Origin of the sequence: Enterobacter cloacae complex sp. IR5401, assembly GCF_049238425.1 — a bacterium.
In the GTDB taxonomy this organism is placed as follows: Bacteria; Pseudomonadota; Gammaproteobacteria; order Enterobacterales; family Enterobacteriaceae; genus Enterobacter; species Enterobacter hormaechei_C.
Genome location: NZ_JBMKHN010000006.1, coordinates 260,578 through 283,656 on the forward strand (window position 1 = coordinate 260,578; position 23,079 = coordinate 283,656).

Sequence of the window (23,079 nt, forward strand, 5' to 3'; positions counted from 1 at the left end):
CCTGACACCACCAGCATTTTAGTGTGAATCAATAAACACAATCTTCAATACAAACAGCAGCGCAACAATAATCACGCACGGGCTGAGTTCGCGGAAGCGGCCGGTACCGATCTTCATCACGCAGTAAGAGATAAAGCCCAGCGCGATACCTTCGGTGATCGAGAAGCTGAACGGCATCATCACCGCGGTAATAAACGCCGGAACGGCTTCCGTCAAATCTTCCCACTTCACGCGCGCCAGGCTTGAGGTCATCAGCACGCCGACGTAAATCAGCGCGCCGGCTGCCGCGTATGGTGGCACCATCCCCGCCAGCGGAGAGAGGAAGATCACTAGCAGGAACAGCAGACCCACAACTACCGCCGTCAGGCCAGTACGACCGCCCACGGACACACCGGAAGAGGATTCAATGTAAGCGGTAACAGACGAGGTGCCGATGAAAGAGCCAGCGACGGACGAGATGCTATCCACATACAGCGCCTGCTTCATGCGCGGGAATTTGCCTTTTTCATCCGCCAGACCCGCTTTGTCGGTCACGCCAATCAGCGTACCGGAGGAGTCAAACAGGTTGACCAGCATGAAGGAGAAAATCACCCCGGCCAGACCCAGGTTCAGCGAGCCCGCCAGATCAACGTGGCCAATCACGGTAGAGACGCTTGGTGGCGCAGAGACGATACCGTTGTAATGTACGTCACCCAGCATCCAGCCCAGCAGCGTGGTCACAATGATAGAGACCAGCACCGCAGCATGGATGTTGCGCGACGCCAGGATCGCGATGATAAAGAAGCCCAGCACGCCCAGCAGCACGCTGTGAGAGGTCAGGTTACCAATGCTCACCAGCGTTTCCGGGTTCGCCACGATAACGCCAGCGTTTTTCAGCCCCATCATGCCGATAAACAGACCGATACCGCTGGTGATACCCACGCGCAGGCTCACGGGAATGTTCGCAATCATCCAGTAGCGCACGCGGAAGATGGTCAGCAGCAGCAGGCCGACCGCGCCCCAGAAAATAGCGCCCATCCCGACCTGCCACGGCAGGCCCATCGCCTGAACCACCACGAACGCAAAGAACGCATTCAGACCCATTGCCGGGGCCAGCGCCACGGGCAGATTAGCGAAAACGCCCATCAGGATGCTGCCAAGCGCCGCGATCAGACAGGTGGTCACGAAGACGGCGCTGGTGTCCATGCCAGCCACGCCCAGAATTTGCGGGTTAACGAAAACGATATAGACCATCGTCAGGAAGGTAGTAAAACCGGCGATCACTTCGGTGCGTGCCGTTGTGCCGTGCTCGCGCAGTTTGAACACGCGCTCAAGCAGCCCCTGACCAGACGTCTGGGTAGTGTGTTGTTGACTCATCATCAATTTCCGAACAAGGAGGGAAAATTCGTCGCTATCCTATACCAAAATGCGACAATAGTGGCGGTTACGGGATACTTTTTTCATTGATTTTGCTTATACGGCAACGATTGCGTCCCGGTGAACTGCCGTACGAAAACGTTAAACTTGTTAAAAGGGAAAGGCATGTCCGGAATTGAAGCGGTATTTTTCGACTGTGACGGTACGCTGGTCGACAGTGAGGTCATTTGTTCCCGCGCGTATGTCGCCATGTTCCAGGAATTTGGTATTACGCTCGATCTCGAAGAGGTGTTTAAACGCTTTAAGGGCGTGAAGCTGTACGAGATCATCGACATCATTAACGAAGAGCACGGGGTGGATCTGGCGAAAGCGGATCTGGAACCGGTGTACCGCGCCGAGGCCGCACGCCTCTTCGACGCCGAGCTGGAAGTTATCGCTGGCGCTAACACGCTGCTGGATGCGATGACGGTGCCGATCTGCGTGGTCTCTAACGGCCCGGTCAGCAAAATGCAGCACTCGCTCGGCAAGCTGAACATGTTGCACCACTTCCCGGAAAAACTGTTCAGTGGCTACGATATCCAGCGCTGGAAGCCGGATCCGGCATTGATGTTCCACGCGGCGAAGGCGATGAACGTCAACGTGGAGAACTGCATCCTGGTGGATGACTCGTCTGCGGGCGCGCAGTCGGGGATTGATGCGGGGATGGAGGTGTTTTACTTCTGCGCCGATCCGCACAACAAGCCGATCGATCATCCAAAAGTGACGACCTTTACCGATCTGGCGCAACTGCCAGCGTTGTGGAAGGCGCGCGGGTGGGATATTACTCGCTGAGTTTTCCCCTCACCCCGGCCCTCTCCCACAGGGAGAGGGAGAAAACCGAATGGTCCCCTCTCCCTGTGGGAGAGGGTTAGGGTGAGGGTAAAAATCACTCTTTCGGATCTTTACCCGCCAGCAGCTTGTCCAGCTCGTCGCCGCCCACGTGTCGGAAATCCTGCCCCTTCACGAAGTAGAAGATGTATTCGCAAATGTTCTGGCAGCGGTCGCCAATACGCTCGATTGAGCGCGCACAGAACAGCGCGGTGAGTACGCTTGGAATGGTACGGGAATCTTCCATCATGTAGGTCATCAGCTGACGCACTATGCCTTCGTATTCCTGGTCAACTTTCTTGTCTTCACGGTAGATACGGACCGCTTCGTCCAGATCCATGCGCGCGAAAGCGTCCAGCACGTCGTGCAGCATCTGCACGGTGTGGCGACCGAGAGACTCCAGACTCACCAGCAGCGGCTGGTGCTGCTGGGAGAATTTCTCCAGCGCGGTGCGGCAGATTTTATCCGCCACGTCACCAATACGCTCCAGCTCGGCGATAGTTTTGATGATCGCCATCACCAGACGCAGGTCGCTCGCCGTCGGCTGACGCTTCGCAATGATGCGCACGCAGGCTTCGTCGATGGCGACTTCCATCATATTGACGTTGTGGTCGCCTTCAATAACGCGCTTCGCCAGCTCGCTGTCCTGGTTGTGCATCGCCGTGATCGCATCAGAAAGCTGCTGCTCGACCATGCCGCCCATGGTCATCACCTGGGTGCGAATGCTTTCCAGCTCTGCGTTAAACTGGCCGGAAATGTGTTTATTAAGATTGAGGTTGTCCATGGTTTCTCCACATGCACTAAGGCAAATCAACCGTAGCGGCCAGTAATATAATCTTCGGTTTGTTTCTTCGCCGGACGGGTGAACAGCGCATCCGTATCGCTGAACTCAATCAACTCGCCCAGGTACATAAACGCCGTGTGGTCAGAACAACGTGCAGCCTGCTGCATGTTGTGGGTCACGATCACCACGGTGTAATCCTGCTTCAGCTCGGTGATCAGCTCTTCGATACGCCCGGTTGAGATCGGGTCCAGGGCTGAGCACGGCTCATCCAGCAGCAAGACTTCCGGGCGAATGGCGATACCGCGCGCAATGCACAGACGCTGCTGCTGACCACCGGAGAGAGAGTACCCACTCTGGTGAAGTTTATCTTTGGTTTCGTTCCATAATGCGGCCTTGGTCAATGCCCACTGCACGCGCTCGTCCATATCCGCACGGGAGAGCTTCTCAAACAGACGCACACCAAAGGCGATGTTGTCATAGATCGACATCGGGAACGGCGTGGGTTTCTGGAATACCATCCCCACTTTCGCACGCAGCAGGGCGATATCCTGGGTATTGGTCAGGATGTTGTCACCGTCCAGCAGAATTTCACCTTCTGCGCGCTGCTCCGGATAGAGCGAATACATTTTGTTAAAGGTGCGCAGCAGCGTGGATTTACCACAGCCGGACGGACCGATGAATGCCGTTACCTGGTTCTTCGCGATATCCAGATTGATATTCTTCAGGGCATGGAATTTGCCGTAGTAGAAGTTCAAATCACGAACCTGAATCTTACCCGGGGCAGTATCAACCATACTCATTGACTCATTTCCTCATTCGGCGCCGCGAGCTGCCGCGCCGTAAAAATTTAACCGTGTTTCTTCTTCGCGAAAATGACGCGCGCCAGAATGTTCAGCAACAGTACGCAAAGGGTGATGATCAGCACCCCGGCCCAGGCCAGCTGCTGCCATTCCGCGAATGGGCTCATCGCAAATTTAAAGATCGTCACCGGCAGGTTGGCGATCGGCTGCATCATGTCCGTGCTCCAGAACTGGTTGGAGAGGGCGGTAAACAGCAGCGGTGCGGTTTCACCGGCGATACGGGCGATAGCCAGCAGGATACCGGTCATGATCCCCGAGACGGACGCTTTCAGGGTGATCGCCGAAATCATTTTCCATTTCGGCGTGCCCAGCGCGTAAGCCGCTTCACGCAGGCTGTCCGGCACCAGTTTCAGCATGTTTTCAGTAGTACGAATAACGATAGGCACCTGCAACAGCGCCAGCGCAATCACACCCGCCCAGCCGGAGAAGTGTTCCATTTGCGCCACCACGATGGTGTAAACAAACAGACCCACGACAATCGACGGGGCAGAAAGCAGAATGTCGTTAATAAAGCGGATGACTTCAGCGATCCAGGACTTGCGCCCATACTCCGCCAGATAGATACCCGCCATGATGCCCAACGGTGTACCGAAAACGGTCGCCCACAGGATCAGCAGGCCGCTACCCGCCAGGGCGTTTGCCAGACCACCGCCCGCCGTGTTCGGCGGCGGCGTCATTTCCGTGAACAGCGCCAGGGACATTCCATCGATGCCGCGGGTGATGGTTGACATCAGGATCCAGATCAGCCAGAACAGGCCGAACGCCATCGTGGCCATGGAAAGCGTCAGCGCAATGCGGTTTTTAATCCGGCGCTTTGACTGCATTTTGCGACGGGATTCCGCAAGCTGAGCGGTATTTTGCATATCGAGAGTTGCCATTAGCGTGCCCCCTCGTTTTTAGCCAGACGCATAATCATCAGCTTGGAGATAGCCAGCACAATAAAGGTGATAACAAACAGGATCAGGCCCAGTTCCATCAGCGCCGCGACGTGCAGCCCGGATTCCGCTTCGGCAAATTCGTTCGCCAGCGCAGAAGTAATACTGTTCCCCGGCATATAGAGCGAAGCGCTATCGAGCTGGTAGGTGTTGCCGATGATAAAGGTGACCGCCATGGTTTCACCGAGCGCGCGACCTAAGCCCAGCATAATGCCGCCAATCACCCCATTTTTGGTGAACGGAAGGACGATGCGCCAGATAACTTCCCAGGTGGTGCAGCCGATGCCGTAGGCGGACTCTTTCATCATCACCGGGGTTTGTTCGAAGACATCGCGCATGACCGCCGCAATGTACGGAATAATCATGATGGCGAGGATCACACCCGCCGCCAGAATGCCGATACCGAATGCCGGGCCGGAGAACAGCGCCCCCACAAACGGAACGGCAGAAAGCACGTTACCGACCGGCTCCTGGAAGTACGTTGCAAACAGCGGAGCAAAAATAAACAGGCCCCACATGCCGTAAACGATACTTGGGATGGCCGCCAGCAGTTCAATGGCGATACCCAGCGGACGCCGCAGCCAGCCTGGCGCCAGTTCCGTCAGGAACAAGGCAATACCGAAGCTCACCGGAACCGCAATTAGCAGGGCGATAAAAGAGGTCACCAGCGTGCCGTAAATCGGCACCAGCGCACCGTAAATATCGTTCGGCGCATCCCACTCTTTGGTCCACAGGAAGGCGAAACCAAATTTTTGAATGCTCGGCCAGGAGGAGAAAATCAGGGACACGATAATGCCGCCCAGCAGCAATAGCACAATCAGCGCAGCCAGTTTCACCAGCGCGCTGAAAATCATGTCACCTTTTTTACCCGGAGGGTTAAATGCAGGCTTGGTTGCAGCCATAAATTACTCTTCTTTATGAGACGTCTTACGAATATGCCCGGTGGCGCTGACGCTTACCGGGCCTACAGAGTAAACCGTAGGGCGGGATCGCTGCGCGCCACCCGCCATCTTCGTTAAAAATATCCTGTTAGTACAGCGCTTTACCGCTGCTGTCTTTCACGTTGGTTTTCCATGCAGCACGAATCTGCTCAACCACGCTGTCTGGCAGGCTGGCGTAATCCAGGTCATTAGCCTGTTTGCCGCCGTTTTTGTATGCCCAGTCGAAGAACTTCAGCACTTCTGCGCCCTGCTCTGGTTTCTTCTGCTCTTTGTGAACCAGAATGAAGGTGGTAGAGGTGATTGGCCACGCGTCTTCACCTTTCTGGTTAGTCAGGTCCTGAGCGAAGGATTTGCTCCAGTCAGCGCCTTTGGCGGCGTTGGCGAAGTTCTCTTCGGTCGGGCTAACCGGTTTGCCGTCGGCAGAAACCAGTTTGGTGTAGGCCAGATTGTTCTGCTTAGCGTAGGCGTACTCTACGTAGCCGATAGAGCCAGGCAGACGCTGTACGAAGGCTGCGATACCGTCGTTGCCTTTACCGCCCAGACCGGTTGGCCAGTTAACGGTAGAGCCGGAACCGACTTTAGATTTCCACTCTTCGTTCACTTTCGCCAGATAGCTGGTGAACACGAAAGAGGTGCCAGAGCCGTCAGCACGACGAACCACCGCGATATTCTGCGAAGGCAGCTTAACGCCCGGGTTCAGCTTAGTGATGGCTTCGTCATCCCATTTTTTGATTTTGCCCAGGTAGATGTCACCCAGGGTTTTGCCGTCCAGCACCAGCTCGCCTGATTTCAGGCCAGGGATGTTAACAGCCAGCACAACGCCGCCAATCACGGTCGGGAACTGGAACAGGCCTTCCTGATTCAGTTTCTCATCAGACAGCGGAGCGTCGGATGCGCCGAAATCAACGGTATTCGCGGTAATTTGTTTTACGCCACCGGAGGAGCCGATACCCTGATAGTTGACCTTGTTACCGGTCTCTTTCTGGTAGGTATCCGCCCATTTGGCATACACCGGCGCAGGGAAGGTTGCACCAGCGCCAGTCAGGCTTGCTGCTGCGAAGGCAGAGAAAGCGCTCATCGATAAGGTCGCGGCGACAACAGTTGCGACAGTGGTACGCATAACTTTCATAATGTCTCCTGCAAGGATTTCGTAAATCATTGTTTAAGTGGCTACGATGAGCAAAATAGGACAAACAGGTGACAGATAAATGTACGAAATATGACAGTTTTATGACAATCAAGGCGTTGGATATAAGTCATTGAAAATGATAATTATATATTCAACCCCCTGCCATAAAATTGTCACAATAAGCATGTTTAGTCTGGTTCAAAAAGCGCAATATGACAACGGCTGTCATAAACAGCCGTTGACGAATCAGTTTTTAATTTCCATCGTAATGGTGGCAGTCGCGGTAAACGTTCCTGGCTCAGGCCTAGCTCCCGTCGCGCTCGCCGGCGCAGCAGAAAAATTAAACTCACCCGTCTCCACACCCAGTCGAGAACGGGTTCCCATGTCCGTTTCCATGCGTCCGCCGTTAACATCCACTTCTTGATTAAACTCGTCGTAGACCTTAATACCCACATCCTGGTTTGTTGTCTCAATCATGGTTGAAAACGCGCCTGCCTGGGTGGCATGGAGTGAAACTTCAACATCTTGCCCTGAGCTCATCCCAGTGCATCTTACCGACGCCTTGATGGGTATTTTCTTATCGGAAAGGCCAGTGCCCGCTACAGATGAAAATGAAGACGCAGAGATTTTACCAAAATCCACTTCAATGATTTGACCGCCGTTAACTTCACACTCCTGCGGCGCGGTAATATCCCCTTGAATAAAAACATCAGCCAGTTTATTGCCATAGTCGGTGGCTAATACACTAGAAGTATTAGCATACAGCGAAGCGAGTAACGTCAACGGAATAGTAACGGTGCCGATAAACGGTTCTTTGACATAAAAATAAATGGTTGCGTCGGAACCGCTTGTAAAGGCGGTCGTATTAAGGGAATTAACGCAGTTGTAATAACCACTGGGGTTGTTAGGCCGGTCCTCAAAGGGAACGTTGATATAACCGCGCCCCATGATCATGATCGACAATCCAACATCTAAATACTCATCTAATACATAGTATTGCACTTTATTTCGGCTGACGCTTTTCTGCAAGGCGGGGTTATCTTTGGCTGTAAAGTAAACATAGTTATAATCGCGATTACAGTGGCATACCCCTTCATACTGACCACCGTTATCTACTTGTTTGCTAATTGTCTGGCCAGCTTTATTCTGTGAGGCGCTGAGCGTAGTGCCGGAAAACGAAAGTATGCTGTGGTGTGTACCGCCTTTAGCTTCGCAATATGTATCCGCAGACCATGCGTGCTGGCACACTGCGCAGATGCACAGCACGATGATTAATTTAACGATATTCAATTTGATACTCCGTTATTAGCGCATGTTACCGGCAGTTGTAACAGCCCATTGTCCTTTGGCGCTTCGAGATGATACTCAACCTGGCAGATGGATTGACCAGTAATATTAAAACGGCCAACTAAGGGCATTCCTGAAAGATAAAGCTCGCCGTTATCCCCCACAATCCCGGTTACCGTTCCCGTATCCAGATCGGCCGTCGCCATTGCGCCAAACGGCGCAGGTTTGCCGTTAGCCATAATGACGCTGAATAAAACGCGATAGCCGATGCGAGTTTTAAACGCTGCTTTCACTACCGCGCCGCGGGTAGGTACAAGATTAACAACGGTATTATCCAGTTCGACGTTAGCACGTGAAAAATAGTTGCTGTTAATCGCTATACGGTTTTCTTCGTAAGGATTAAGCTGCGTTTTGACGGTGTATCCACGCCAGTCCGTCGCTACCCCGGTCGTGTTTTCAATCGACAGGCCGCCCGCTCCTGGCGCTTCCACTAGCGCCACCGTTTCACCCAACTCCTGGGAAAAGGTCACGCCGTCGCGGTGAATCAGAATACCGCCACGCGCCCCGTAGTTTATACGCTGCGAATCCTGGCTATAGGCGTAGCTGCCATTTATCGATCCGTAGGTGCCGTCGTAGTTCAGGCTGGCATTGCTGCTATGGGTATTATTCGATGTATTCGTCCAGGACTCCTGCACGCTATACGCCAGATTGTGGCCTTCCAACAGAGTGCCGCCGATCCCGGCCTGCATGCTACTGTCGTTATGATTATTCTGGGTCATGGAGTAGTTAACGTAACTCCCTTCCAACCAGCCAGAGAGCGGCAAAGAAACCGTGAACATAAAAATATGTTCGCTATCGGTGTAGTCGTCGCTGTGGCTGCCGCTGGAATAGCGGTTGATCGAGTCGGTATAATTCCATGTCAGGTTCCATGATATCTGCCGCCAGTTATTGCTGTAACCAAGCTGAAGCAGACGCTCGACCTCATCGGTGTGCCAGTACTGCTGACGGCTCAGCGTCAGGTAGAAATTTCCCCGATCGGGCCCCAACGATTGGGTCCAGGTACCTTCCAGGCGACTACGCCGGTTTCCCATGTTCCAGAAATCAGAAACATCATTCTGGCGAGATGCCCACTCGGTTAGTGAATAAAAGCCTTCTGTAGAGTACCGGTATCCTACGAGACGAAAATTGGTATCTGTATCATCAAATCGTTTGGAATAGAGGAAACGGTATGATTGCCCTTTTTCCTCGTCGCCATTGTCAAAAGACGAGCGAGCCTGGGTTATATCTAGCGACATCGCACCCAGCGCACCCATATCCTTCCCCATCCCTATAGCTGCGGAGGCATAATCTTGCGCAACCTGCGTTCCACCGTAGAGCGTTAATCCCCACGGCATCCCGTGTAATACCTGCGCCTGTAACACATCGGGTGTAAAGCCGCTCTCAGCGCGCATTTCACCGACGCTGACATCAACGTCGGTCTGTCCTTCGCGTTTCAGTATTGCCAGAGAAGCGTAAGGCTGTGTAAAACGCTGCTCGCTGCCGTCTTCCTCTTTGATTGTTACGTCCAGATCGCCGCCACCGCTGGTGGTATTCAGATCGGTGATTTCAAACGCGCCCTGCGGTACCGCCGACTGATAGATCACATAGTTATTCTGGCGGATCGTCACGGTCGCGTTGCTTTTTGCGATACCGCGCACTATCGGCGCAAAGCCATTCTGACTGGACGGTAGCATGTCGTCATCGGTATAGAGTCTGACGCCGCGGATCTGCGTACTGTCAAAGATGTCGCTTGCGGTCCAGGTATCGCCAACCATGATCTGGCTGCGTAGCGCGGCGATATCTCGCTGCACATAGCTGCTGATGGAGTGGTACTCAGCGCTGCCTGCTGTCGAATCCACTGTGCTGTAGTTGCGAAGCCGCCAGGACCCGAGATTAAGACCATTGCGCAAATTCAGGTAGTAGCTGTCATCCTCCTCAGAATCATAATTTGATCGAAGAGTATGCGAACCGGAAAAGTCATAGTTGGTCATCAAGGCGTTAATGCCTTCATCCCATCGCGAGGGACTAATATAATCATACGCCGCTGAATCAAGATAAATTTGTGGAATGGAGATGTTCAACACCAGCTTGTTGCCGTCGAATAGCCAGCGTGATCCCTCCACCAACGGAGCGGGGTTGACGCAGGCGGTGCTATCCACTCCACGCAGCGTTTTCAACGCCTCAACCTTTACGCCGTAAGATATAAGGACATCATTGATAGCGACGTAGCAAGGATGGAGTTCGTCCTCGGGAGCATCCTGCACAAACGTCACTTCCTTACGTTCAAAAAATTTGCCGTTAATGAATACATCAACTTTATAGCTGCCAGGGGGAAGCGCGTTGGAACGGTTAAATTGACGAATATCGACATCGACCGGATGATCGATTTCCAGAAGTTTCGGGTTAAACAGGCTGTCCTGTGCTAATGACTGAACAGGAATGCTCAGACATAACCCCGATATCATGGCAATGCAGTGACGTAAGCCAATCATTAAGACATCCCTATCAGAATATTAAAGCACCTGTTTTACTGGGTTGCTGACGGCGCCGTAATCATTAATAAAACGCCAAACAAGCGTATGGCCTGCACTTCCTGGTGGTAATGTCAGCGAGAGTTTTTCAAAGGGTTTGATCATATTGACTGGTATGTCTTTACCATCAACTGATACATCCATGATATTGATATGGATAGGATTATTATTCTGAACAATAAGTTGCCGACCTTGTTTTGACCATGCGACGTTCGCTACCGCCTTCTCAGGGATTAACGTAATAGCCGCCGGTCGCCAGAACAGTTTGATACGTGTCTTAATCGCAATTTCCAGCGAGCTGGTCTCTTTTTTACTGCTGGATGGCGGAATATTTTTTATGTTCAGCCAAAAAACGGATTCGCGATCGGTGGGCAACGTCCCGGCCATTTTAAGTACGCGTAAGACCTTTTCTTGCATTGGCTCAAGCCTGGAAACGGGTGGTATGACGGTAAAAGGCGGTTTATGTTTATCTTCTTTGTCAAAGGGGTCGACCCAGGTTTGTATCAGGTACGGCAGATCGCTCTCTTTGTTGTAAATCGATATGGTGGCATCAGGACTATCAGCCAAAAAAATGACGCGCGTGCCGCCGACAATGATGCCTGCACAGGCTATTGACGAGCTGAGACACATTGTCGCAGCCATGAATGTTTTAAATAAACGTGTAAAAGCAACCATACAGCCTCTCATTAGTTGACGCCCTTAAAATGTTTATTATTAGCAACGCGAATAAGGGCGTCTTTTAACTAATAAATGTAATTATTTCACATATTCAACGGTGAACTGAGAGTCAGCGTTAGCTGTACCTGGCGTTACGGTCGTAGAGGTTGCAATATAACGTGCAATGAATTTTAAATCGGCCTTAGTATCCACAATATCAGTTGTGGCAGAATCTTTGTATAACTCAACCTGAGAGTTGTCTGCGCGGTTATAGATACGAATCGCTACGCCCGTTGCAGTGACCGCGTCGCCTGTACCCGTAAAGTCGCCTGGCGTGCCTGTTTTTTCCGGGTTACCTATCGCCAGATCGCCATTGCCAGCTTCAGTACCGTCAAATCGAACCGATGCCTTGGTATAGGTTGGCGGGCATTTCTCCAGGCTGATAGTGAATTGCGTTGGTGCGGAGGTGCTGCCTACACCGTTGAATGCCGTTTTACTGACTTTACCTAAATCAACGTTTTGTTCTTTCGTAACGGTGGTAATTTCACAAGCGCTATCAATGATCTCACCACGGAAATGTACAGTACCATCAGATGCCAGAGCAGCACCAGATAATATGGATGAAGACAAGATTATTGCGCTGGCGATAGCATTTAGTTTCATGACAACCCCTATTAATTTTATATCGCTGATATTTTATTTATTAACCAAATAAAATGATTAAATTTGAAGCGGCGTAATATTACGATCCTAAAAACGCCTCTGACAAATAAGTTTTCCAGCTTGTAATATTTTATTTTAAGAAGGATGAATGAAATGTATCAGATTCAATCATGTTATAAATATCAGCCACAAACAATAAATGCGATATCTACTGGCAGGAGGATTATTTTAGGAATATATTAATATCTTAATAATAAACAATTATTATTTGATCGTTTTTGCAACAGCACAAGTCCAAAAAACGGAGAGCGAAAAAAATGTAACCACATGTTTTACATGAAACATTTTACGCCATAGGGTACACAAGAAAGTAAAAATGAGGCGTGTAAAGAAGTAGCAACAAATAAAAAGGCTGCCACGCAAATGGCAGCCTTTTTACAGGAAGTGATTACTCAACGGTAACCGATTTAGCCAGGTTACGTGGCTGGTCTACGTCGGTGCCCTTGATCAGCGCGACGTGATAAGCCAGCAGTTGCAGCGGTACGGTGTAGAAGATCGGCGCAATCACCTCTTCCACATGCGGCATCTCGATGATGTGCATGTTGTCGCTGCTGGCGAAACCGGCATCTTTATCCGCAAAGACGTACAGAACACCACCACGGGCGCGCACTTCTTCGATGTTAGATTTCAGTTTTTCCAGCAGTTCGTTGTTAGGTGCCACCACGATAACTGGCATATCCGCATCGATCAGCGCCAGCGGGCCATGCTTCAGCTCGCCTGCCGCATAGGCTTCAGCGTGAATATAAGAGATCTCTTTGAGCTTCAGTGCGCCTTCCAGCGCAATCGGATACTGATCGCCACGCCCCAGGAACAGGGAGTGATGTTTGTCAGAGAAATCTTCAGCCAGCGCCTCAATGCGTTTGTCCTGAGACAGCATCTGCTCAATACGGCTCGGCAGCGCCTGAAGGCCATGCACGATGTCGTGTTCAACGGAAGCATCCTGGCCTTTCAGACGCGCCAGTTTCGCCACCAGCATCAGCAGAACGGTCAGCTGAGTAGTAAACGCTTTGGTGGAAGCCACGCCGATTTCGGTACCCGCTTTGGTCATCAGCGCCAGATCGGATTCACGTACCAGCGAAGAGCCCGGCACGTTACAAATGGCCAGCGAGCCGAGGTAACCCAGTTCTTTAGACAGACGCAGCGCCGCCAGGGTATCGGCCGTTTCGCCAGACTGAGAAAGGGTGATCATCAGGCTGTTACGACGCACCGCAGATTTGCGATAGCGGAACTCAGAGGCGATTTCCACATCACACGGCACACCCGCCAGGGATTCAAACCAGTAGCGCGAGACCATACCGGAGTTGTAAGAGGTACCGCAGGCCACGATCTGAATGTGCTCGACTTTGCTCAGCAGTTCGTTGGCATTGGCGCCCAGCTCGCTCAGATCCACTTCACCATGGCTGATGCGACCAGTCAGGGTGTTTTTAATGGCGTTTGGCTGTTCGTAGATCTCTTTCTGCATGTAGTGACGGTAAGCACCTTTGTCGCCCGCGTCGTATTGCAGGTTTGATTCGATCTCCTGACGCTTAACCTGCTCGCCTTTTGTGTCGAATACGGTCACGCTGCGACGTGTCACCTCGGCAATGTCTCCCTCTTCCAGGAAGATAAAGCGACGGGTAACCGGCAGCAGCGCCAGCTGGTCGGAAGCGATAAAGTTTTCACCCATGCCCAGACCAATCACCATCGGACTACCGGAACGCGCGGCCAGCAGCGTGGACGGGTCGCGGGAATCCATGATCACCGTACCGTAAGCACCACGTAGCTGAGGGATAGCGCGCAGCACCGCATCACGCAGTGTACCGCCCTTTGCCAGCTCCCAGTGCACCAGGTGAGCAATCACTTCGGTGTCGGTTTCAGAGACGAAGGTATAGCCGCGCGCTTTCAGTTCTTCACGCAGCGGTTCGTGGTTTTCGATAATGCCGTTATGCACGACCACGATGTGTTCAGACACATGCGGGTGTGCGTTGCCTTCAGATGGCTCACCGTGGGTCGCCCAGCGGGTATGCGCAATACCGGTGCCACCGTGCAGCGGATGTTCTTCCGCAGCCTGGGCCAGCATCTGCACTTTACCGAGACGGCGCAGACGGGTCATATGACCTTCTGCATCAACGACAGCCAGCCCGGCTGAGTCGTAACCACGGTATTCCAGACGACGTAAACCTTCGAGAAGGATTTCAGCAATATCACGCTGCGCAACTGCGCCAACAATTCCACACATAGTTATATTTCCTGATTATGGCGTTATGCCATGCGTTGTCGCTGACCTGTATTTGCCCTTTCCGGGCGCCCCGAGCCTTGTAGAGAGTGGGGTTATTTTTATGGGTACTGCTTGTGAGGGGAGGATTATGTTATCCCCTCACCCCGGCCCTCTCCCCAAAGGGGCGAGGGAGAAAAACACCGCACCGAACAATCCCCTCTCCCCTGTGAGGAGAGGGTTAGGGTGAGGGGTATAAATCCGTTACTTCTGCTTCACCGGGCGTTTCCAGCCCTGCTTGCTGACCTGCGGAACGCGGCTTAACACCAGCTCGTTCTCGGCCACATCGCGCGTAACGGTTGTCCCGGCGGCAATGGTCACGCCTTTGCCCACGGTAACAGGCGCCACCAGCTGGGTATCGGAGCCTACAAACACGTCATCACCAATGATGGTTTTAAACTTATTGGCGCCGTCATAGTTACAGGTAATCGTCCCTGCACCAATGTTTACGTTGTCGCCAATTTCCGCATCGCCCAGATAGGTCAGATGACCCGCTTTAGAGCCCTTACCCAGACGCGCTTTTTTCATTTCCACGAAGTTACCTACGTGAGCACCTTCCAGCAGCTCAGCGCCCGGGCGCAGACGCGCAAATGGGCCAATCGTACAGGCCGCCTCAAGATGGGCATCTTCCACCACGCTGTACGGGCTGATTTCGCAGTCGTCACCGATCGCGCTGTTTTTAATCACACAGCCGGTGCCGATTTTGACGCGGTTGCCCAGCGTGACGTTACCTTCCAGGATAACGTTAGTATCTATTTCAACGTCGCGCCCGTGGGTCAGCGTGCCACGCAGATCGAAACGCGCCGGATCTCGCAGCATAACGCCCGCGAGCAACAGCTTTTCTGCCTGCTCGGACTGGTAAATACGCTCAAGACGGGAAAGCTGGAGACGGTTGTTTACCCCGTCCGTTTCGCTGATACGCGCCGGATGAACGGCAGCAATCTCACGCCCTTCCTGGTAAGCCATCGCAATGATGTCGGTGATGTAGTATTCACCCTGCGCGTTGTTATTGTTGAGTCTGGACAGCCAGCGCTTCATATCCGCACCGTTCGCAATCAGGATGCCGGTGTTGATCTCCTGAATCTGGCGCTGTTCGTCAGTGGCATCTTTATGCTCAACAATCCCCGTCACGTTGCCGTTTTCACGCGTAATGCGGCCATAGCCGGTTGGATCGTCCAGCACGACGGTCAACAAACCGATGCCACCCTGCGGTTTGGCTTCACGCAGGCGAGTAAGGGTTTCAACGGAGATCAGCGGGACGTCGCCGTAGAGCATCAGGATATCTTCATCATCAGCGAAGAAGGGTGCAGCCTGCTGCATTGCATGACCCGTACCCAGCTGTTCTGCCTGAAGCACCCAGTTGAGATTGTCGTCACGCAGCGTTTTTTTCAGCAGATCGCCGCCATGTCCATAAACCAGATGCACCTGGCTGGCGCCTAATTCATTCGCTGCATCAATAACATGCTGAACCATTGGCTTTCCTGCCAGCGTGTGGAGCACTTTAGGCAGATCGGAATACATGCGGGTACCTTTGCCTGCGGCAAGGATCACCACGCTCATCGCACTGTTTAACATACGCATCCTGACGGTAGTTTGTGTGAGAAGTAAAAACGTTTGATGCTTAAAATTCTACATCTTTTTCATCATGAATTAAGGCCGAAAAAAAAAGCCAGCCTGGGATCCAGACTGGCTTTTGTGCTTTTCAAGCCGGTGTTACATCGCTTTTTTGGTCAACTCGATAACGCGCAGTTTCGCGATCGCTTTGGCCAGCTCCGCAGACGCCTGAGCGTAATCCACGTCACCATGAGAGCTGTTAATGTGCTCTTCAGCCTTACGCTTCGATTCCAGGGCTCGCGCTTCGTCGAGATCCTGGCCACGAATAGCGGTATCGGCCAGAACGGTCACACTGCCTGGCTGCACTTCAAGAATGCCGCCGGACAGATAGATAAACTCTTCATGACCGAACTGTTTAACGATGCGGATCATACCAGGCTTAATGGCGGTGAGCAGCGGTGCGTGACCCGGGAAAATACCCAGTTCACCTTCACTACCCGTTACCTGGATTTTCTCGACCAGACCAGAGAACATTTGTTGCTCTGCGCTGACGACGTCCAGGTGGTAAGTCATTGCCATATCACCCTCCGATTAAGGCGTTAAAGTTTTTTGGCTTTTTCCACGGCTTCTTCGATGGAACCAACCATGTAGAACGCCTGCTCTGGCAGGTGATCGTATTCGCCTTCCATGATGCCTTTAAAGCCACGGATGGTGTCTTTCAGGGAAACGTATTTACCTGGAGAACCGGTGAATACTTCCGCAACGAAGAACGGCTGGGACAGGAAGCGCTGGATCTTACGCGCACGTGCTACCACCAGTTTGTCTTCTTCAGACAGTTCATCCATACCCAGGATGGCGATGATGTCTTTCAGTTCCTGATAACGTTGCAGCAGGGACTGTACGCCACGCGCGGTGTCGTAGTGCTCCTGGCCAACAACCAGTGGATCCAGCTGACGGCTGGTGGAGTCCAGCGGGTCAACGGCCGGGTAGATACCCAGAGACGCGATCTGACGGCTCAGTACCACGGTTGCATCTAAGTGAGCAAAGGTGGTGGCTGGAGATGGGTCAGTCAAGTCATCCGCAGGTACGTATACCGCCTGAACGGAGGTGATAGAACCAGTTTTGGTAGAGGTGATACGTTCCTGAAGAACACCCATCTCTTCCGCAAGCGTAGGCTGATAACCTACCGCTGAAGGCATACGACCCAGCAGTGCAGATACTTCAGTACCGGCCAGGGTGTAACGGTAGATGTTATCAACGAACAGCAGAACGTCACGGCCTTCGTCACGGAACTTCTCAGCCATCGTCAGGCCAGTCAGCGCAACGCGCAGACGGTTTCCTGGTGGCTCGTTCATCTGGCCGTAAACCAGGGATACTTTATCCAGAACGTTGGAGTCGGTCATTTCGTGGTAGAAGTCGTTACCCTCACGAGTACGTTCACCTACGCCCGCAAACACGGAGTAACCGGAGTGCTCGATCGCGATGTTACGGATCAGCTCCATCATGTTTACGGTTTTACCTACACCCGCACCACCGAACAGACCGACTTTACCGCCCTTCGCGAACGGACACATCAGGTCGATAACTTTGATGCCGGTTTCCAGCAGTTCCTGAGAGCTGGACAGCTCTTCGTAGGAAGGTGCCGCGCGGTGGATAGCCCAACGCTCTTCTTCACCGATGTCGCCTTTCATGTCGATTGGTTGACCCAATACGTTCATGATACGACCCAGTGTTGCTTTACCTACCGGGACTTCGATCGGGTGCTCAAGGTCTTTTACTTCCAGACCACGACGCAGACCGTCGGAAGAACCCATGGCGATGGTACGCACGATACCGCCGCCGAGCTGCTGCTGAACTTCCAGCACCAGGCTCTCGTTACCATTCTGTACCTCAAGCGCGTCGTACACGCGTGGTACGGCGTCCTGAGGGAACTCGACGTCCACCACGGCGCCGATTACCTGGACAATCTTTCCAGTAGCCATCTTGAATCCTCTACGTAATTCGTAAACCTGGTTAAACCGCGGCGGCCCCCGAGACGATCTCGGTGAGTTCCTGAGTAATGCTGGCCTGACGAGCTTTGTTGTAAACCAACTGCAGCTCTTTAATCAGGCTGCCGCCATTATCGGTCGCGGCTTTCATCGCCACCATTCGTGCGGCCTGCTCGCTGGCCAGGTTTTCTACAACGCCCTGATAAACCTGAGATTCAACGTAACGACGCAGCAGGGTATCCAGCAGCGGTTTCGGATCGGGTTCATACAGGTAATCCCAGGCTTTCTGTTTCAGCTCGTCATCTTCTGATGCCGGTAACGGCAGCATCTGAGTGAGCGTAGGCACCTGAGACATGGTGTTAATAAATTTGTTGCTGACAACGTACAGTCTGTCCAGACGGCCTTCATCGTAGGCCTGCAACATCACTTTAACCGGGCCGATCAGTTCGGACAGGGACGGGTTATCACCCATACCGGTCACCTGAGCGACAATGTTGCCACCAACGGAGTTAAAGAAAGAGACGCCTTTAGAGCCAATCAGTGCCAGATCGCACTGAACGCCTTTATCGGACCAGCCTTTCATATCCGCCAGCAGTTTTTTGAACAGGTTAATGTTCAAGCCGCCACACAGACCACGGTCAGTCGACACCACCAGGTAGCCCACGCGCTTAACGTCGCGTTCTTCCAGGTAAGGGTGCTTATATTCCAGATTACCGTTTGCAAGGTGACCAATCACTTTGCGCATGGTCTCTGCATAAGGACGGCTGGCCGCCATGCGATCCTGCGATTTACGCATTTTGGAAGCGGCGACCATCTCCATCGCTTTAGTGATCTTTTGCGTGTTCTGGACGCTTGCGATCTTACTACGTATCTCTTTTGCGCCGGCCATGAGCTTCTCCTCAATGCCAGACGGCTTGTCCTGAGACAAGCCGCCGGACGATTACCAGGATTGGGTTGCTTTGAAGGAATCGAGGATAGCTTTCAGCTTGCCTTCGATTTCGTCGTTATAGCCACCGGTCTGGTTGATCTCTTGCATCAGCGGAGCGTGATCACGGTCGACGTAAGCCAGCAGAGCGGCTTCGAAGCTACCGATTTTCGCCAGTTCCACATCTTCGAGGTAACCGCGTTCAGCCGCGAACAGTACCAGGCCCTGCTGAGCAACAGACATTGGCGCGTACTGTTTCTGCTTCAGCAGCTCGGTCACTTTCTGACCGTGGCTCAGCTGTTTACGGGTTGCTTCGTCCAGATCGGATGCGAACTGAGAGAACGCAGCCAGTTCACGATACTGTGCCAGCGCGGTACGGATACCACCGGACAGTTTCTTGATGATCTTGGTCTGAGCAGCACCACCCACACGGGATACGGAGATACCCGGGTTAACCGCCGGACGAATACCGGAGTTAAACAGGTTGGTTTCCAGGAAGATCTGACCATCGGTAATGGAGATTACGTTGGTCGGAACGAACGCAGAAACGTCACCCGCCTGGGTTTCAATGATCGGCAGGGCGGTCAGAGAACCTGTTTTACCCTTCACTTCACCTTTGGTGAAGTTCTCGACGTATTCCGCGTTAACGCGGGAAGCACGCTCCAGCAGACGAGAGTGGAGGTAGAATACGTCGCCCGGGAATGCTTCACGTCCTGGTGGACGACGGAGCAGCAGGGAAACCTGACGATAAGCAACAGCCTGTTTAGACAGGTCATCGTATACGATCAGCGCATCTTCACCGCGGTCACGGAAGTATTCGCCCATTGCGCAACCGGCGTATGGTGCCAGGTATTGCAGTGCAGCAGATTCAGACGCGGTTGCTACCACAACGATGGTGTTAGACAGTGCGCCGTGCTCTTCCAGTTTACGAACCACGTTGGAAATGGTGGACGCTTTCTGGCCGATAGCCACGTACACACATTTGATGCCGGAGTCACGCTGGTTGATGATGGCGTCGATTGCCATCGCGGTTTTACCGGTCTGACGGTCACCGATGATCAGTTCACGCTGACCACGACCGATTGGGATCATGGCATCAACAGACTTATAACCCGTCTGTACTGGCTGATCAACAGACTGACGGTCAATAACGCCTGGTGCGATAACTTCGATTGGTGAGAAGCCATCGTGCTCAACCGGACCTTTACCGTCGATTGGCGCACCCAGGGTGTTAACAACGCGACCCAGCAGGCCACGGCCAACCGGCACTTCCAGAATACGGCCAGTACACTTAACCTTCATGCCTTCGGCGAGGTCAGCGTATGGACCCATCACAACGGCACCTACGGAGTCGCGCTCCAGGTTCAGTGCGATAGCGTAACGGTTACCCGGCAGGGAAATCATCTCACCCTGCATACAATCGGCCAGGCCGTGGATGCGGATAACACCGTCACTTACAGAAACAATAGTACCTTCGTTGTGAGCTTCACTCACAACATTGAACTGAGCAATGCGCTGCTTGATCAGTTCGCTGATTTCGGTGGAATTCAGTTGCATGCTCCAGTCCCCTTAAGACTGCAAGACGTCTGCAAGGCGCTCAAGACGGCCGCGTACGCTGCCATCAATGACCATATCACCCGAGCGGATGATTACGCCTGCCATTACAGACTTATCGATTTTGCAATTCAGCTTAACTTTGCGTGACAGACGTTTTTCCATCGCGGCGGTGATTTTCGCAAGCTGTTCGTCACTCAGTTCAGTCGCGGAAGTTACTTCAACTTCAGCGGTAGCTTCACTAAGGGCACGTAAGTGCTCAAACTGCTCGAGAACATCCGGGAGCACACGGAGACGACCATTTTCCGCCATCACCTTAATCAGGTTCTGGCCGTTGGCATCCAGTTGCTCTCCGCACACGGCGATAAACGACGCGGCGAGGGTTTCAGGCGCTAACGCACCAGAAAGCAACTCGGCCATTTGTTCGTTTTTCGTCACCTCAGCGGCAAACGCCAGCATATTCTGCCAGCGATCGACATTTTGGTGTTCGACAGCAAAGTCAAAAGCTGCTTTGGCGTAGGGGCGAGCTACCGTAACAAATTCAGACATCAGCCCCTCCCTCCTTACAGTTCAGCGACAAGTTTGTCCACGATGTCGCTGTTAGCAGCTTCATCCACGGAACGTTCGATGATCTTCTCGGCGCCAGCAACAGCCAGAATCGCAACCTGCTTACGCAGTTCTTCACGAGCACGTTTACGCTCAGCTTCAATTTCAGCCTGAGCCTGTGTCACGATCTTAGTACGTTCCTGTTCTGCTTCAGCTTTGGCTTCGTCCAGGATCTGAGAACGGCGTTTGTTAGCCTGTTCAATGATTACCTGAGCTTCAGCTTTCGCTTTTTTCAGCTGGTCTGTCGCGTTGGCCTGTGCAAGGTCCAAATCTTTCTTAGCGCGTTCTGCGGAAGCCAGACCGTCAGCAATTTCTTTCTGACGTTTTTCGATGGCAGCCATTAAAGGCGGCCATACATACTTCATGCAGAACCAGACAAAGAGAATAAACGCGATGGCCTGGCCGAGGATTGTTGCGTTCATGTTCACAGCACAATACCTCTTAAATTTCTGTGGCTTGGGGTTTTAAAACAACTACTACGCGACAGCAAACATCACGTACAGACCCAGACCTACAGCGATCATTGGGATTGCATCCACCAGACCCATAACGATAAAGAACTGAGTACGCAGCAGAGGAATCAGATCAGGTTGACGCGCTGCGCCTTCCAGGAATTTGCCCCCGAGGATGCCGATACCGATCGCAGCACCGATAGCCGCCAGACCCATCATCACAGCGGCAGCCATGTACAGCAGATCCATATTCAGGTTTTCCATGACAGTCTCCAGTTTGTTTCAATTAAAACGTAGTAGTGTTGGTAAAAAATCAGTGCTCTTCAGACGCCATCGACAGATAGACGATCGTCAGAACCATGAAGATAAAGGCTTGCAGCGTAATGATCAGGATGTGGAAAATGGCCCATGGCACATTCAGAATCCACTGTGACCACCACGGCAGAAGACCCGCGATCAGAATGAAAATCAGCTCACCCGCATACATGTTGCCGAACAGTCGCAGACCCAGTGAAACAGGTTTGGACAGCAGGCTAACGCCTTCCAGAATCAGGTTGACCGGAATAAACGCCCAGTGGTTGAACGGCTGCAAGGTAAGCTCTTTCACAAAGCCGCTTACGCCTTTCATTTTGATGCTGTAGAACAGAATGAGGATAAATACGCCCAGCGCCATCGACAGGGTGATGTTCACGTCGGCAGACGGAACCACGCGCAGTGCAGGCAGGCCGAGTACGTGCTCACCGATCCAAGGTAAGAAATCGATAGGCAGGAGGTCCATCAGGTTCATCAGGAAGACCCAAACGAACACGGTCAGGGCCAGCGGAGCAATCAGTTTGCTCTTACCATGGTACATGTCTTTCACGCTGCCATGGACGAAGCCGATGATCATCTCGATGAACGTCTGGAATTTCCCTGGAACACCGCTGGTCGCCTTTTTAGCAACGCTACGGAACATGGCCAGGAACAGAAGACCCAAAACCACCGAGAAGAACATGGAGTCGATGTTGATCGTCCAGAAGGTGGCCGGGGGGTTATGTGGATCCACCAGCGAGAATGTACGCAGGTCCAGCTGAAGGTTATTCAGATGGTGACCTATGTAATCCTGCGGCGTCATATTTTCTGAAGCCATGATGCCTTTTACCCTTTGTTATTGATTACAGCTGGAGCCAGAACTTGTACCACCAGCACCAAAACCCACGTTGCTATCAGCGGCATGAATACCACTTTCAAAACCGCCAGCGCCATCACCAGTAGAGCAAAGGTCAGCAACACCTTACACACTTCGCCGAGAGCGAAGGACCAGGCCACGCGGCCTTTGGCAGGTGTATGCGCCTGATGACGCCAGGCAAAAATCATAAACAACACGTTTGGCAGAACCACCGCCAAACCTCCGCACGCGGCGGAGATGCCCCAGAAGGGGTCTTTGAGGCTAAACAGCAGTCCACTTGCTATCACAGCCAGAAACTGAATGAACAGAAGCTTACGAGCAACGTTTCTACTCAAGAGCGACACAGACATCACGTTTTTACTCCTGCTCCCTTCGAGGTATGCCGCGTGTCGTATAAAACGTCCTTTAAGGCTCAGAGTCAAGCATCAAAAAGCGGTCAAATTATACGGTGCGTACCCGTGATTTCAAA

General features: G+C 52.6%; 22 protein-coding genes. 1 reads left to right on the forward strand and 21 read right to left on the reverse strand.

Going from position 1 to position 23,079, the window contains the following annotated elements; translation table 11 throughout:
- Window positions 1-18: 18 nt before the first annotated feature.
- Window positions 19-1,356 (reverse strand): adenine permease AdeP, encoded by a 1,338-nt coding sequence (gene adeP / locus ACOTX1_RS11835; protein ID WP_003861149.1) that lies wholly within the window; start codon window positions 1,354-1,356, stop codon window positions 19-21.
- A gap of 165 nt (window positions 1,357-1,521) precedes the next feature.
- Here adeP and yieH point away from each other — a divergent pair, with 165 nt between their 5' ends.
- Complete coding sequence (yieH, locus tag ACOTX1_RS11840; RefSeq protein ID WP_023315075.1) at window positions 1,522-2,187, forward strand: 6-phosphogluconate phosphatase; 666 nt, start codon at window positions 1,522-1,524, stop codon at window positions 2,185-2,187.
- 94 nt (window positions 2,188-2,281) lie between these two features.
- On the opposite strand, the gene phoU is transcribed toward yieH, so the two are convergent.
- From phoU to atpI, 20 genes are all read right to left on the reverse strand, one after another.
- Window positions 2,282-3,007 (reverse strand): phosphate signaling complex protein PhoU, encoded by a 726-nt coding sequence (gene phoU, locus ACOTX1_RS11845; protein WP_003861153.1) that lies wholly within the window; start codon window positions 3,005-3,007, stop codon window positions 2,282-2,284.
- Window positions 3,008-3,033: 26 nt separating this feature from the next.
- Complete coding sequence (gene pstB, locus ACOTX1_RS11850; protein ID WP_003861154.1) at window positions 3,034-3,807, reverse strand: phosphate ABC transporter ATP-binding protein PstB; 774 nt, start codon at window positions 3,805-3,807, stop codon at window positions 3,034-3,036.
- A 47-nt stretch (window positions 3,808-3,854) separates the two neighbouring features.
- Complete coding sequence (gene pstA / locus ACOTX1_RS11855; RefSeq protein ID WP_003861156.1) at window positions 3,855-4,745, reverse strand: phosphate ABC transporter permease PstA; 891 nt, start codon at window positions 4,743-4,745, stop codon at window positions 3,855-3,857.
- Window positions 4,745-5,704, reverse strand: a complete 960-nt coding sequence (gene pstC / locus ACOTX1_RS11860) for a phosphate ABC transporter permease PstC (RefSeq protein ID WP_003861158.1) — start codon at window positions 5,702-5,704, stop codon at window positions 4,745-4,747. The genes pstA and pstC overlap by 1 nt, the downstream gene beginning before the upstream one ends.
- 127 nt (window positions 5,705-5,831) lie before the next feature.
- Window positions 5,832-6,872 carry a phosphate ABC transporter substrate-binding protein PstS gene (pstS, locus tag ACOTX1_RS11865; protein ID WP_022652104.1) on the reverse strand — a complete coding sequence of 347 codons (1,041 nt, stop codon included), beginning with the start codon at window positions 6,870-6,872 and terminating at the stop codon, window positions 5,832-5,834.
- Between the two features lie 246 nt (window positions 6,873-7,118).
- On the reverse strand, window positions 7,119-8,162 hold the full coding sequence (locus tag ACOTX1_RS11870) for a fimbrial protein (protein WP_263522121.1): 1,044 nt from the start codon (window positions 8,160-8,162) through the stop codon (window positions 7,119-7,121).
- The gene (locus ACOTX1_RS11875) at window positions 8,159-10,690 is read right to left on the reverse strand and encodes a fimbria/pilus outer membrane usher protein (protein ID WP_023315073.1); all 2,532 of its coding nucleotides are present in this window, start codon (window positions 10,688-10,690) and stop codon (window positions 8,159-8,161) included. The genes ACOTX1_RS11870 and ACOTX1_RS11875 overlap by 4 nt, the downstream gene beginning before the upstream one ends.
- A 21-nt stretch (window positions 10,691-10,711) precedes the next feature.
- On the reverse strand, window positions 10,712-11,404 hold the full coding sequence (locus ACOTX1_RS11880) for a fimbrial chaperone (protein WP_044596304.1): 693 nt from the start codon (window positions 11,402-11,404) through the stop codon (window positions 10,712-10,714).
- Window positions 11,405-11,485: 81 nt separating this feature from the next.
- The gene (locus ACOTX1_RS11885; protein WP_023315071.1) at window positions 11,486-12,049 is read right to left on the reverse strand and encodes a chaperone-usher fimbrial major subunit; all 564 of its coding nucleotides are present in this window, start codon (window positions 12,047-12,049) and stop codon (window positions 11,486-11,488) included.
- Window positions 12,050-12,497: 448 nt separating this feature from the next.
- Complete coding sequence (gene glmS, locus ACOTX1_RS11890) at window positions 12,498-14,327, reverse strand: glutamine--fructose-6-phosphate transaminase (isomerizing) (RefSeq protein WP_023315070.1); 1,830 nt, start codon at window positions 14,325-14,327, stop codon at window positions 12,498-12,500.
- A 240-nt stretch (window positions 14,328-14,567) separates the two neighbouring features.
- The gene (gene glmU, locus ACOTX1_RS11895; RefSeq protein ID WP_023315069.1) at window positions 14,568-15,938 is read right to left on the reverse strand and encodes a bifunctional UDP-N-acetylglucosamine diphosphorylase/glucosamine-1-phosphate N-acetyltransferase GlmU; all 1,371 of its coding nucleotides are present in this window, start codon (window positions 15,936-15,938) and stop codon (window positions 14,568-14,570) included.
- Window positions 15,939-16,076: 138 nt separating this feature from the next.
- Window positions 16,077-16,496 (reverse strand): F0F1 ATP synthase subunit epsilon, encoded by a 420-nt coding sequence (locus ACOTX1_RS11900; protein ID WP_003862360.1) that lies wholly within the window; start codon window positions 16,494-16,496, stop codon window positions 16,077-16,079.
- 20 nt (window positions 16,497-16,516) lie between these two features.
- Window positions 16,517-17,899: a F0F1 ATP synthase subunit beta gene (gene atpD, locus ACOTX1_RS11905; protein ID WP_003862362.1), complete on the reverse strand. Its 1,383-nt coding sequence runs from the start codon at window positions 17,897-17,899 to the stop codon at window positions 16,517-16,519.
- A 31-nt stretch (window positions 17,900-17,930) separates the two neighbouring features.
- Entirely contained in the window at window positions 17,931-18,794 is an 864-nt protein-coding gene (gene atpG / locus ACOTX1_RS11910) for a F0F1 ATP synthase subunit gamma (RefSeq protein WP_003862364.1), read from the reverse strand.
- 51 nt (window positions 18,795-18,845) lie between these two features.
- Window positions 18,846-20,387, reverse strand: coding sequence for a F0F1 ATP synthase subunit alpha (gene atpA, locus ACOTX1_RS11915; protein WP_003862367.1), 1,542 nt, complete (start codon window positions 20,385-20,387; stop codon window positions 18,846-18,848).
- Between the two features lie 12 nt (window positions 20,388-20,399).
- Entirely contained in the window at window positions 20,400-20,933 is a 534-nt protein-coding gene (atpH, locus tag ACOTX1_RS11920; RefSeq protein WP_003862369.1) for a F0F1 ATP synthase subunit delta, read from the reverse strand.
- Window positions 20,934-20,947: 14 nt separating this feature from the next.
- On the reverse strand, window positions 20,948-21,418 hold the full coding sequence (atpF, locus tag ACOTX1_RS11925; protein WP_003862370.1) for a F0F1 ATP synthase subunit B: 471 nt from the start codon (window positions 21,416-21,418) through the stop codon (window positions 20,948-20,950).
- A 48-nt stretch (window positions 21,419-21,466) separates the two neighbouring features.
- Window positions 21,467-21,706 (reverse strand): F0F1 ATP synthase subunit C, encoded by a 240-nt coding sequence (atpE, locus tag ACOTX1_RS11930; RefSeq protein ID WP_000429386.1) that lies wholly within the window; start codon window positions 21,704-21,706, stop codon window positions 21,467-21,469.
- Window positions 21,707-21,755: 49 nt separating this feature from the next.
- The gene (gene atpB / locus ACOTX1_RS11935; protein ID WP_003862373.1) at window positions 21,756-22,571 is read right to left on the reverse strand and encodes a F0F1 ATP synthase subunit A; all 816 of its coding nucleotides are present in this window, start codon (window positions 22,569-22,571) and stop codon (window positions 21,756-21,758) included.
- An 8-nt stretch (window positions 22,572-22,579) separates the two neighbouring features.
- Window positions 22,580-22,960 (reverse strand): F0F1 ATP synthase subunit I, encoded by a 381-nt coding sequence (gene atpI, locus ACOTX1_RS11940; RefSeq protein ID WP_003862375.1) that lies wholly within the window; start codon window positions 22,958-22,960, stop codon window positions 22,580-22,582.
- Window positions 22,961-23,079: the final 119 nt, after the last annotated feature.